The sequence below is a fragment of the Micrococcus sp. 2A genome, from assembly GCF_039519235.1.
Lineage (GTDB): Bacteria > Actinomycetota > Actinomycetes > Actinomycetales > Micrococcaceae > Micrococcus.
In genome coordinates this window covers 450425-462381 of sequence record NZ_CP154351.1, presented here as the reverse complement: position 1 = coordinate 462381, position 11957 = coordinate 450425, and the positions used below count along the sequence as shown (strand labels likewise).

General features: G+C 73.3%; 12 protein-coding genes and 1 tRNA gene. 7 read left to right on the top strand and 6 right to left on the bottom strand.

Translation table 11 applies throughout. The features are described 5' to 3' along the window. The first annotated feature begins 3 nt into the window (after positions 1–3). A tRNA-Arg gene (locus AAG742_RS02190) sits at positions 4–80 on the top strand. Between the two features lie 24 nt (positions 81–104). Here the strand turns inward: AAG742_RS02190 and AAG742_RS02185 are convergent. From AAG742_RS02185 to AAG742_RS02175, 3 genes are all read right to left on the bottom strand, one after another. Continuing rightward, a complete protein-coding gene (locus AAG742_RS02185; protein ID WP_298713914.1) occupies positions 105–1979 on the bottom strand; it encodes an ABC transporter ATP-binding protein in 1875 nt (624 codons plus the stop codon). A gap of 82 nt (positions 1980–2061) precedes the next feature. Continuing rightward, positions 2062–2556, bottom strand: a complete 495-nt coding sequence (locus AAG742_RS02180) for an HNH endonuclease (protein WP_248115357.1) — start codon at positions 2554–2556, stop codon at positions 2062–2064. A 122-nt stretch (positions 2557–2678) separates the two neighbouring features. Continuing rightward, entirely contained in the window at positions 2679–3401 is a 723-nt protein-coding gene (locus tag AAG742_RS02175; RefSeq protein WP_248115356.1) for a metal-dependent transcriptional regulator, read from the bottom strand. Positions 3402–3529: 128 nt separating this feature from the next. Between AAG742_RS02175 and serC the strand changes: the two genes are divergently transcribed. Next, a complete protein-coding gene (gene serC, locus AAG742_RS02170; protein ID WP_248115355.1) occupies positions 3530–4663 on the top strand; it encodes a phosphoserine transaminase in 1134 nt (377 codons plus the stop codon). Between the two features lie 7 nt (positions 4664–4670). Here the strand turns inward: serC and AAG742_RS02165 are convergent, their stop codons facing one another. Together AAG742_RS02165 and AAG742_RS02160 are read right to left on the bottom strand one after the other, a co-directional pair. Next, positions 4671–5132 carry a DUF3027 domain-containing protein gene (locus tag AAG742_RS02165; protein WP_298713911.1) on the bottom strand — a complete coding sequence of 154 codons (462 nt, stop codon included), beginning with the start codon at positions 5130–5132 and terminating at the stop codon, positions 4671–4673. Continuing rightward, positions 5129–5512: a cold shock domain-containing protein gene (locus AAG742_RS02160; protein WP_298713906.1), complete on the bottom strand. Its 384-nt coding sequence runs from the start codon at positions 5510–5512 to the stop codon at positions 5129–5131. Before AAG742_RS02160 ends, AAG742_RS02165 begins: the two co-directional genes overlap by 4 nt. A 235-nt stretch (positions 5513–5747) precedes the next feature. On the opposite strand from AAG742_RS02160, the gene AAG742_RS02155 reads away from it, so the two are divergent. The 5 genes from AAG742_RS02155 to AAG742_RS02135 all read left to right on the top strand — a co-directional run bounded on the left by AAG742_RS02155 (position 5748) and on the right by AAG742_RS02135 (position 9978). Continuing rightward, positions 5748–6020, top strand: a complete 273-nt coding sequence (locus AAG742_RS02155; protein ID WP_248115352.1) for a hypothetical protein — start codon at positions 5748–5750, stop codon at positions 6018–6020. Between the two features lie 61 nt (positions 6021–6081). Further along, positions 6082–6789, top strand: a complete 708-nt coding sequence (locus AAG742_RS02150; protein WP_298713903.1) for a response regulator transcription factor — start codon at positions 6082–6084, stop codon at positions 6787–6789. Position 6790: 1 nt separating this feature from the next. Continuing rightward, positions 6791–8560, top strand: coding sequence for a HAMP domain-containing sensor histidine kinase (locus AAG742_RS02145; RefSeq protein WP_298713902.1), 1770 nt, complete (start codon positions 6791–6793; stop codon positions 8558–8560). Between the two features lie 156 nt (positions 8561–8716). Further along, the gene (locus AAG742_RS02140; RefSeq protein WP_248115349.1) at positions 8717–9007 is read left to right on the top strand and encodes a WXG100 family type VII secretion target; all 291 of its coding nucleotides are present in this window, start codon (positions 8717–8719) and stop codon (positions 9005–9007) included. Positions 9008–9045: 38 nt separating this feature from the next. Further along, positions 9046–9978 carry a DUF4031 domain-containing protein gene (locus tag AAG742_RS02135; RefSeq protein WP_298713900.1) on the top strand — a complete coding sequence of 311 codons (933 nt, stop codon included), beginning with the start codon at positions 9046–9048 and terminating at the stop codon, positions 9976–9978. 89 nt (positions 9979–10067) lie between these two features. Here AAG742_RS02135 and groL read toward each other — a convergent pair whose 3' ends face one another. Next, positions 10068–11702: a chaperonin GroEL gene (groL, locus tag AAG742_RS02130; protein WP_298713897.1), complete on the bottom strand. Its 1635-nt coding sequence runs from the start codon at positions 11700–11702 to the stop codon at positions 10068–10070. Positions 11703–11957: the final 255 nt, after the last annotated feature.

Below are 11957 nucleotides of genomic sequence, written 5' to 3'. Positions count from 1 at the left end.
CCTGCCCCAGTAGCTCAGTTGGATAGAGCGACCCTCTCCTAAAGGGTAGGCCGTCGGTTCGATTCCGGCCTGGGGCACCACCGCCGTCGCGGCGCCTGCGTGCCTCAGCCTGCGTCGGCGAACTGGGTCGTGTAGAGCTCGGCGTATCGGCCGCCCCGCTCCAGCAGCGCCGCGTGCGTGCCGCGCTCCACGATCCGCCCGGCCTCCACCACGAGGATCTCGTCCGCACTGCGCACCGTGGAGAGCCGGTGGGCGATCACGATCGCCGTGCGGCCCGCGAGCGCCTCCCCGAGCGCGTCCTGGATGGCGCGCTCGTTCGTGGAGTCCAGCGCCGCCGTCGCCTCGTCCAGCACCACGACGCGCGGGGCGGCCAGCAGCAGGCGCGCGATGGTCATGCGCTGGCGCTCGCCGCCGGAGAGGCGGTAGCCGCGCTCGCCGACCACGGTGTCCAGGCCGTCGGGCAGGGCCCGCATCACGTCTCCCAGGCGGGCGCGCTCGATCGCATCCCACAGCTGGGCGTCCGTGGCGTCGGGGCGGGCCAGGGCGAGATTGCCGCGCACCGTGTCATGGAACAGGTGTCCGTCCTGCGTGACCATGCCGACCGCCTGCTGCAGATCCGCGAAGGTCATGTCCCGCACGTCCACGCCGCCCAGCTCGACCGCGCCGGAGCTCACGTCCTGCAGGCGGGTCACGAGGGAGGCGATCGTCGACTTGCCGGCCCCGGAGGAGCCGACGAGGGCCACGGTGCGCCCGGCCGGCACCTCGACGTCGATCCCGTGGAGCACCTCCTCGCCGCCGCGCGTGTCCAGCACGGCCACCTCCTCGAGCGAGGCCAGGGACACCTCCTGCGCGGTGGGGTAGGAGAAGCGCACGTCCCGCAGGCGCACGGAGAGCGGCCCCTCGGGCACGGCCACGGCGCGGCCCGGCTCCGGCTCCCGCATGAGGGGCTCCAGGTCGAGGACCTCGAACACGCGCTCGAAGGAGACGAGCGCGCTCATGATCTCCACGCGCGCATTGGCCAGCGCGGTCAGCGGGGCGTAGAGGCGCGTGAGGAGCAGGGCGAGCGTGACGACGTCGCCGGCGTCGAGGGTGCCCGCGAGGGCCTGGAGCCCGCCCACCCCGTACACGGCCGCGAGAGCGAGCGCGGAGACGAGCGTGAGCAGCGTGGTGAACACGGCCTGGCGCACGGAGATGTCCACGCCGGTGGCGCGCACGCGGTCCGCGCGCCGGGCGAACTCCGCCGACTCCGTGGCCGGGTCGCCGAAGAGCTTGATGAGGGTGGCGCCCGGCGCGGAGAAGCGCTCGGTCATCTGGTCGCCCATCGCGGCGTTGTGCCCGGCGCGCTCGCGTGAGAGCCCGGCCAGGCGCCGGCCCACCCACCGGGCGGGGAACAGGAAGACCGGAAGGAGCACGAGCGAGAGCACGGTGATCTGCCAGCTCGTCGCGATCATCACGGCCAGGGTGAGCGCCACGGAGACCACGTTGGCCACGACGCCGGAGAGGGTGCGGGAGATGGCCGACTGGGCCCCGACGACGTCGTTGTTCAGGCGCGAGACCAGGGCGCCCGTGCGCGTGCGCTGGAAGAAGGCGACGGGCATGCGCTGCACGTGGTCGAAGACCTGCGTGCGCAGGTCGAAGATGACCCGTTCGCCGAGGCCCGCGGAGAGCCACTTGGTGAACACGCCGAGGACGGCGTCGGCGATGGCGACCGCGGCGATGAGCAGCGCGAGCCGCACGATCAGGTCGCCGTCCCGGCCGCCGGTGATCGCGTTGACGACGTCGCCCGCGAGGACCGGCGAGGCGACGCCGAGCACGGCCCCCAGGATCGAGGCGAGGACGAACACGACCAGCCGGGCGCGGTACCGTCCGGCGAACGCGACCGCGCGCCGCACGGTGCCCTTCTTGAGGGACTGGGACGCCTCCGGGCCGCTGCGCGTCATGCGCATCATGGACGCCCGTGCCGCCGACTCCATGCTCATGCGCATCACTCCCCTGTCGTCTCGTGACCGAGAGCAGTCTAGGGAGCGCCCCGGGAGCGGCGGGGGGATTCCGCTGGGAGCGTCAGGCCGCCAGGCCCAGGTAGCCCTGCCACGCCTCGGCGGGGCGGTCGAGCTCGCGGATACGCCACTGCGCACCGCGCGGGCGCACCGGGTCCACGCGCAGCCGCCACCCCAGGGACTCGAGCGAGCGGTCCGCCTTGGCGCCGTTGCAGCGCAGGCAGCACGCCACCAGGTTCTCCCACGAGTTCTCCCCGCCGCGCGAACGGGGCCGGACGTGGTCCACCGTGGTGGCGTGGGCCCCGCAGTAGGCGCAGCGGTGGCCGTCCCGGCGCAGCACGCCCTTGCGGGAGACGGGTGCCGCCTCCCCGTGGGGGACGCGGATGTACTGGTGCAGGAGGATCACCAGGGGGCGGCCCCACGCGCGCGTCGGGCTCAGCATGGGATCCCCGCCGTCCTCCAGGACGCTGGCCTTGCCCGTGGCCACGAGCAGGAGCGCTCGGCGGTCGGAGACCACCGAGAGGGGTTCGTAGCCGGCGTTGAGGACGAGTGTGCGCATGGCGGGCCTCGGGACGGGGAGCGGACGGTCCCACGCTACGGGCCTCCGGTCCCTGCGCGCGGCGTGTCGCACGCGGGTGCGCAAAGTCTTCACCGATCGGTCACCTGCGCCTCACGCGCCGGTCACTCGCCGGGCAGGGCCTCCACCCACACGTGCGCGGCGGTGTCCCCGTGCAGCTCCAGCGCGTCGCCGGCGGCGGCGTCGCCGTCCGCCTCCGCCTCGATCCGGACGTATCCGGCCTCGAGCGCGGGCTGCGCCCGGAGGACGCCGCCGGGCACGACGCCCGCGGCGGCGAGGTCCGTCAGGAGCTCCGGGTCGGCCTGGATCCCCTCGGCGAGGCTGAGGACGCGGAACCGGCCGGGGGTGGCGGCCGCCGTCGCCAGCCTCTCCCCGGCGAGGCCCATGTCCCGGCTCCAGTCCTCGGCGGAGCGCTGCTCGGGGCGCGGCGGGATCGGGGTGCCGTACGGGGTGACGCTCGGGTTCTCCAGGATCTCGAGCAGGCGGCGCTCCACCTGGTCGCTCATGACGTGCTCCCAGCGGCAGGCCTCGTCGTGCACGAGCGCCCAGTCCAGGCCGATGACGTCCGAGAGCAGGCGCTCGGCCAGGCGGTGCTTGCGCAGCACGGCAACGGCACGCTCGCGCCCGTCCACGGTGAGGTCCAGGCGGCGGTCGGCGCCGACGTGCACGAGGCCGTCGCGCTCCATGCGGGCCACCGTCTGGGAGACCGTGGGGCCGGAGTGGTCCAGCCGCTCCACGATGCGCGCACGCAGGGGCGTGATGCCCTCCTCCTCGAGCTCGAGGATGGTGCGCAGGTACATCTCCGTGGTGTCGATCAAATCGGTCATCGCGCCGTCCTCTTCCCGTGGTCTTCCTCTCGCGCCATCCTAGCCACGGGACCGGGGTCACGTTCACGGGGCGCGAGCGCCGCTGGGCCACAATGAGGACGACCCCGTCCCCTGCCCAGGAGCGCACCATGAACCCGACCTCCCCCGCCGAGATCGTCATCCCCACGGACATGCTGCCGGCGGACGGCCGGTTCGGCGCTGGACCGTCCAAGGTCCGCCCCGAGCAGCTGCAGGCCGTGGCCGACGCCGCCGGGCTCATGGGGACCTCCCATCGCCAGAAGCCCGTGAAGGACCTCGTGGGCCGCGTGCGCGCCGGCGTCGCCGAGCTCTTCTCCGCCCCCGCGGGCTACGAGGTGGTCCTCGGGGTCGGCGGGTCCACCGCGTTCTGGGACGCCGCCTCCTTCGGACTGGTCCACGAGCGTGCGCAGCACCTGAGCTTCGGCGAGTTCGGCTCCAAGTTCGCCCGCGCCACGGACGCCGCCCCGTTCCTCGGCGCCTCGGACATCCGCATCGCGGAGCCGGGCACGCGCCCGGAGCCGGAGGCCGTGGCCGGCGTCGACGTGTACGCGTGGCCCCACAACGAGACGTCCACGGGCGTCATGGCGCCCGTGGAGCGCCCCGCGGGGATCGACGACGACGCGCTCGTGCTGATCGACGCCACCTCCGCGGCCGGCGGCCTGCCCGTGGACGTGGCGCAGGCGGACGTCTACTACTTCGCCCCGCAGAAGAACTTCGCCTCCGACGGCGGCCTGTGGCTCGCGCTGTTCTCCCCCGCTGCGCTCGAGCGGGTGCAGGAGGTCTCGGCCTCGGGCCGGTGGATCCCGGAGTTCCTGGACCTGGCCACCGCCGTGGACAACTCGCTCAAGGACCAGACGTACAACACGCCGGCCCTGGCCACCCTGGTGATGATGGACGCGCAGCTGCAGTGGATGAACGGCAACGGCGGCCTGGACTTCACCACCGCGCGCACCGCCGAGTCCTCGCGCCGGGTGTACGAGTGGGCCGAGCGGCACGCGGTGGCCACCCCGTTCGTGACGCGCCCCGAGGACCGCTCCGCCGTCATCTGCACCGTCGACTTCGACGAGGCGGTGGACGCCGCCGCCGTGGCGAAGGTGCTGCGCGCCAACGGCGTCGTGGACGTGGAGCCCTACCGCAAGCTCGGGCGCAACCAGCTGCGCATCGCCACGTTCGCGGCCATCGAGCCGGACGACGTCACGGCGCTGCTGGCCTGCATCGACCACGTGGTCGAGCGCCTGGGCTGAGCAGGGCTCAGGCCTCGCCGGGGACGCGGCCCTCGGCGACGGCCGCCAGACGCTCGCGCTCGTCCTCGTTCACGCGCTCGGCGTAGGGCACCCACGGCGGGGCCACGAGGGCCCCGTCATGCGCCTGGATCCCCAGCTCGCACACGGTCACGTGCTTCGAGCGCGGGGCCCGGGCGAGGGTGCAGTACCAGGCCCACCCCGCGTAGCCGGGCAGGTGCGCGGCGAAGCGATGGGTGACGAGCCGGTCGTCGTCCGCCGTGGCGTCCAGGTGCTCGCCCACCTGGCCCTCCTCCGCATCCTCGGCCAGCGCGGCGCGCGCGGTCTCCACGGCCTCCGCCAGCAGCTCGTCCCGCTTGGGGGCCCGACGCCGGACGGGAGGCGCCGGCACGGCGGCCGCCTCGGTCTCGGGGCTCTGTCCGCTCGCGGACGGCGTCACGGGCTGCTCCGTCTCGTGCTTCACGGCGCTCATGCCTCGAGGTCGTCCGCGACGCGGCGCAGGACCTGCGCGATCTTGCCGGCCTGGGCGGGCTGCGGGTAGCGCCCGCGGCGCAGGCCGTTGGAGGTCTGGTCCAGCACCCGGATGAGGTCCTCCAGGAGGACCGCCATCTCATCGGGCCTGGGGCGGTGGTTGCGGACCACGGAGGGGGCGGAGTCGAGCACGCGCAGGGAGAGCGCCTGCTTTCCGCGCCGCCCCTCGGCCACGCCGAACTCGACGCGAGCCCCGGAGTGGAGCTCCGTCACGCCCGCGGGCAGGGCCGACGAGGGCACGTGGACCTCCTCGCCCTCGTCGGTGTGGGCGAATCCGAACCCCTTGGCGGAGTCGTAGAACTTGATGCGACCGGTGGGCATCTCTGGTACCTGCTTCTTCGTCGTCGGGTCGCCCACCGGCCTCTCCGGCGGGCGCCGCCGCCGTCTCCGACGGGCGCTCGGCCGGGTCTCGCCCGAGGGATCGGCGGGGTCCTGGACTGCACCGGCGCGGTGAGGCCGCGGCATCGGTGGGACCGCCTCAGACCGTGAGCCCTCGAGGGACGGCGATGGACGTGCTGCACTGATCCTCCAGGATAGCCGGACTACAGTGGCGGCCATGCCTGCCACCGTCCCCTCCGCCGCGCGCCGACCCGCCACCGACCTCGCGGAAGGCCGCGCGCCCAGCCCGTGGCTGCGCGCGGTGCTCGTGGCGGGCGTGGCCGTCACGGCGGTCTCCGCCCTCGCGCTGGCGGCCCTCCTGGTGGCCTACTTCCTCTCGGCCCCGGCCCTGCCCCTCCTGTACCGCCTGGCCCTCTACGGGCTTCCCGCGGGGTTCGGCCTGCTGGTGCTGCACCTGGTCCTCTCGGCCGTGCGGCGCGCCCGCTCCTGAGCGGCCCGGCACGTCAGCGAACGCCCAGCGGACTCCCAGGTGGAGTGGCCAGACTGGACTCATGCAGTCTCAGAACCCTGAAGCCCGCCTCCTCGTGGTGGACGACGAGCCCAACATCCGCGAGCTCCTCTCCACGTCCCTGCGCTTCGCGGGCTTCGAGGTGCGCGCCGCCGCCAACGGCCACGACGCCCTCGAGGCGGCGGAGGAGTTCCAGCCGGACCTGGCGGTGCTGGACGTGATGCTCCCGGACATGGACGGATTCACCGTGACCCGCCGGCTGCGCGCCGCGGGCCGCCACTTCCCCGTGGTGTTCCTCACCGCCCGGGACGGCACCGAGGACAAGGTCACCGGCCTCACCGTGGGCGGGGACGACTACGTCACCAAGCCCTTCTCGCTGGACGAGGTGGTGGCCCGCATCCGCGCGGTGCTGCGGCGCACCGCGTCCCTGGACGACGACGGCGCCGTGCTGCGCGTGGACGACCTCGAACTGGACGACGACGCGCACGAGGTGCGTCGCGGCGGCGAGGTGGTGGACCTCTCCCCCACCGAGTTCAAGCTCCTGCGCTACCTGATGATGAACCCGAACCGCGTCCTCTCCAAGGCCCAGATCCTGGACCACGTGTGGGAGTACGACTTCAACGGGGACGCCTCCATCGTGGAGTCCTACATCTCCTACCTGCGTCGCAAGATCGACGTGGGCGGGCGGGACCGCATGATCCACACCAAGCGCGGGGTGGGCTACATGCTGCGCACGGCCGACAAGCGCTGAGGTGGCGGAGCGCCTCCGCGTCGCGTCGTCCCGGCTGCGGCACCCCCGCACGTGGGCTCGGGGCGCGTGGTCGGCCCAGTCCCTGCGCACCAAGCTCGTCGTGATGATCACGGCGCTCATGCTCACCCTCGTGGCGGTCACCGCCCTCGTCACCTCCGCCCTGTTCCGGCAGGAGCTCGTGCGGCAGCTGGACGAGGACATGGTCACCAACCGGGACGCGGTGTCCGTGTACCTGACCACCGTGGTCCAGACCGGCGGGTACTACACGCCCCAGCACGGGATCCTGCGCTTCTACGGCGCCCTGTGGGACACCACGGGCGCGCCGGTCGTCAGCACCCCCGTGATCATGGACGCGGACGCCCCGCGCCTCGAGGGGCTCTCCCTGGATCGCGTGCGCGAGATCGGCTCCGAGTCCTTCGAGGTGCCCGGCACGCAGGCGGACTCGAACGGCTGGCGGGTCCAGCTGTACCCCCTGCGCAGCGGCGAGGGCTCCATCGCCATCGCCCTGCCCCTGCACACCGTCTCCTCCTCCGTGGAGCGGGTCACCGCGCTCGTGGTGACCATCGGGCTGCTGGCGACGGCGGGCGCCGTCGTGGTGGCCAACCTGGCGGTGGAGCGCGCCTTCCGGACGCTGAACCGCGTGGAGCGCACGGCCGCGAAGATCGCGGCGGGCGATCTGAGCCAGCGCGTCGAGACCGCGCCCCCGGACACCGAGGTGGGGCGACTGTCCCGCTCGCTCAACGCGATGCTCGCTCACATCGAGTCCGCCTTCCGGGACAAGGAGGTCTCCGAGGGCAAGATGCGCCGGTTCGTGCAGGACGCGTCCCATGAGCTGCGCACCCCGCTCGTGACCATCCGCGGCTTCTCCGAGCTCTACCGCCACGGCGGCATCACGAAGGAGGAGGACGTGGCCGCGGCGATGGGCCGGATCGAGTCCGAGGCGGCCCGCATGACGCGCCTCGTGGAGGACCTGCTGACCCTCGCCCGCCTGGACGAGCAGCGGCCCCTCGAGCACGCGCCGGTGGACCTGCTCGTGCTGGGCGTGGACTCCATGATGGACGCCTCGGTCAACGCCCCGGACCGCACGGTGCGGCTCGTCGGGCTGGACGGCGGACGGGCCTCCTCGGCCCCCCTCATGGGCGACGAGAACCGCATCCGCCAGGTGGTGGTCAACCTCATGACGAACGCGCTGCGGTACACCCCGGCCGGCACCCCGATCGAGATCGCGGTGGGCACCGTGGAGATCCCCTCCGGCGGCTCCGGCGGCCCCGGCGGGGGACCGGACCGGGACTCGGTGATCGAGATCCGCGACCACGGCCAGGGCGTCTCCGAGGAGGACCGCGCACGGATCTTCGAGCGGTTCTACCGCGCGGACTCCTCGCGCCACCGCGAGACCGGCGGCACAGGGCTGGGCCTGGCGATCGTCGCCGCGATCGCCGCCCAGCACGGCGGCTCCGTCCGGCTCCTGGAGACCGAGGGCGGCGGCGCCACGTTCTCCGTGCACCTGCCGTGGACCCCCTTCGAGGACGACGACCTCGAGGATGACGGCGAATCCGGGCACGAGGACGACGTCGACGCCGGCCTCGAGGAGGACGGCCCGGAGGGCGGGCGTCCGACGGCGGATCCCGCCGGACGCGCCTCCTCCTCTGCGGCCCCCTCGGGGGCGGGCGCCTCGTCCGCGGTCCAGCGCCGTCGGCTGACGCGGGTCGCCGGACGACTGCGCCGCGCTGCGGCCAGCCGTCGCGACCGCGGCCCGCGCGACGGCGGCTGAGTCCCGCGGCCCGGCCGCGGCTCCTGCACAGGGCTCACCGCTCCCCCGGCCGGTCCCCAGACCGCGGGGACCGACGGCGGGCCGGCAGCGGCCGTCCCTAGCGTGGGGGTCAGCGGAGCCGGCCGCACCTCCGGCGTTCACAGAGGGGACACGCACATGACCATCGTCCAGATCGACATCGAGGACCTGCGCGCCAAGAGCGGCGCCGTCGAGGGGTCCATCGGCCGCCTGCAGGCCGAGGTGAACACCATGGAGGCGAGCCTCCGCCAGCTCCAGGACACGTGGCGCGGCCAGGCGTCCAGCAACTTCCAGGGCGTGCTGACCGAGTGGCGCGCCACCCAGCAGCGCGTGGAGGCCTCCCTGGCGTCCATCCGCCAGGCCATGGACGCCGCCGCCCAGCAGTACCAGGACGCAGAGGCGGCGAACGCCTCGATGTTCCGCTTCTGATCCGGGGCCCGTGCCGCGCGCGGCCTAGAGTGGCGGTCATGAGCGTGCTCATCGACCCACCCGTCTGGCCCGCGCACGGCACGGTGTTCTCGCACCTCGTCTCGGACGCCTCCCTCGAGGAGCTGCACGCCTTCGCGCGGACGGCTGGCCTCAGCCCGCGCGCCTTCGACCTGGACCACTACGACGTGCCTGCGCACCGCCACGCGGACCTCGTGGCGGCAGGGGCGGAGGAGGTCAGCGGCGCGGAGCTGGTCCGGCGCCTCGTCCGATCGGGCCTGCGCGTTCCGGCCCGACGCCGGCCGGCGCGGATCGCCCCGGTGCTGCGCCGCCGTTGGGAGCGGCTCTTCGCGGGGGCCGGTGCCCACCCGGACGCGGTGCTCGCGACGGGTCAGGAGCTGCTGACGCGGTGGGCCGAGGAGCACCGCCACTACCACTCCCCCGCGCACCTGCTCGCCGTGCTCGAGGCGCTGGACGAGCTCGACGCCGCTGGTGAGGACCTCGGCGCGGACCCCCGCGCCGTGCGTCTGGCGGCCTGGTTCCACGACGCCGTCTACGCGGCGGACCAGACGGCCGACCCCGGCCAGGACGAGGCGGACTCGGCCGAGCTCGCCCTCCACCTGCTCGGCGATCCGCGGCTGCGGGTGCCCACCGCCCTCGTCGCCGAAGTCGAGCGGCTCGTGCTGCTCACCGTGGACCACCGCCCAGCCCCGGGCGACCCCGCCGGGGCTGCTCTGAGCGACGCGGACCTCGCGGTGCTCGGCAGCTCCCCCCAGGGGTATGACGGCTACGTCGAGGCCGTGCGCGCGGACTTCGCGCACGTCGCTGACGCGCACTGGCGCACCGGGAGGGCTGCCGTCCTCCAGCACCTGCTCTCCGCCGAGCACCTCTACGCCACCGCCACCGGCCGCGCCCGCTGGGAGCAGCCGGCGCGTCTGAACCTGCGCCGCGAGCTGGAGGCCCTGCGCTCCTGAGCCGACACGGCGAGGCCCGCCTCCCCGGATCGGGAAGACGGGCCTCGCGTGCTGGGCGCCCGGGAGGACCGGGCGGGCTCAGCGGGTGGTCACATCATGCCGCCCATGCCGCCCATCGGGTCCATGCCCTCGGCACCGCCGGCCGGGTTCTTCTCCGGCTTGTCGGCCACGACGGCCTCGGTGGTGAGGAACAGGCCCGCGATGGACGCGGCGTTCTGCAGGGCGGAGCGGGTCACCTTGACCGGGTCGTTGATGCCCGCGGCCAGCAGGTCCTCGTACTCGCCGGTGGCGGCGTTCAGGCCGTGGCCGGCCTCGAGGGTCTTGACCTTGTCCGCCACGACGCCCGGCTCCATGCCCGCGTTGAAGGCGATCTGCTTCAGCGGGGCCTCGATGGCGACCTTGACGATGTTCGCGCCGGTGGCCTCGTCGCCCTCGAGCTGCAGGCCCTCGAACGCCTTCGCGCCGGCCTGGATCAGGGCCACGCCGCCGCCTGCGACGATGCCCTCCTCCACGGCCGCCTTGGCGTTGCGCACGGCGTCCTCGATGCGGTGCTTGCGCTCCTTGAGCTCCACCTCGGTGGCCGCGCCGGCCTTGATGACGGCCACGCCGCCGGCCAGCTTGGCGAGGCGCTCCTGGAGCTTCTCGCGGTCGTAGTCCGAGTCGGTGTTCTCGATCTCGGCGCGGATCTGGGCCACGCGGCCGGCGATCTGCTCGGCGTCGCCGGCACCCTCCACGATGGTGGTCTCGTCCTTGGTGATGACCACCTTGCGGGCGGTGCCCAGCAGGTCGAGGGTGGCGTTCTCCAGGGAGAGGCCGACCTCGGAGGAGATGACCTGGCCGCCGGTGAGGATGGCGATGTCGGCGAGCATGGCCTTGCGGCGGTCGCCGAAGCCCGGAGCCTTCACGGCCACGGACTTGAAGGTGCCGCGGATCTTGTTGACCACCAGCGTGGCCAGGGCCTCGCCGTCGACGTCCTCGGCGATGATCAGCAGCGGCTTGCCGGACTGCATGACCTTCTCGAGGATCGCCACCATGTCCTTCACGGTGGAGATCTTGGAGTTCACGATGAGGATGTAGGGATCCTCGAGGACGGCCTCCTGGCGGTCCGTGTCCGTGACGAAGTAGCCGGAGATGTAGCCCTTGTCGAACCGCATGCCCTCGGTGAGCTCGAGCTCGAGGCCGAAGGTGTTGGACTCCTCGACGGTGATGACGCCCTCCTTGCCGACCTTGTCCAGCGCCTCGGCGATGAGGGCGCCGATCTGCGGGTCGGCGGCGGAGATGGACGCGGTGGCGGCGATCTGCTCCTTGGTCTCGATCTCGCGGGACGCGGAGAGCAGCTCGGCGGTGACGGCCTCGACGGCCTTCTCGATGCCGCGCCTCAGGGAGAGCGGATCGGCGCCGGCGGCCACGTTGCGCAGGCCCTCGCGCACGAGCGCCTGGGCGAGCACGGTGGCGGTGGTGGTGCCGTCGCCGGCGACGTCGTCGGTCTTCTTGGCGACCTCCTTGACGAGCTCCGCGCCGATCTTCTCGTAGGGGTCCTCGAGCTCGATCTCCTTGGCGATGGACACGCCGTCGTTGGTGATGGTGGGGGCGCCCCACTTCTTCTCGAGCACCACGTTGCGGCCGCGGGGGCCGAGCGTCACCTTCACGGCGTCCGCGAGGGTGTTCAGACCCTTCTCCAGACCGCGGCGGGCCTCTTCGTCGAATGCGATGGTCTTGGCCATGAGTGCATGTCCTTTCTGGACGTCACGTTCCTTGCTGGTGGCTGACCCGCACCGATGCCCGCGACGGACGGCCCGGAACGGGGCCTCACCGATGGACAGGTCCTCCTCCACGGGGGTGCCGGCCGGGGTACGACTGGCAGTCCCACCTTCGGAGTGCTAACCCCATTATGAGCACTCTCCCCGGGAGAGTGCAAAAGGCTGGGGCGTCGTCCGCCCGCATCCGCACCGGGCGGACGACACGAGGACGGCGCGCGG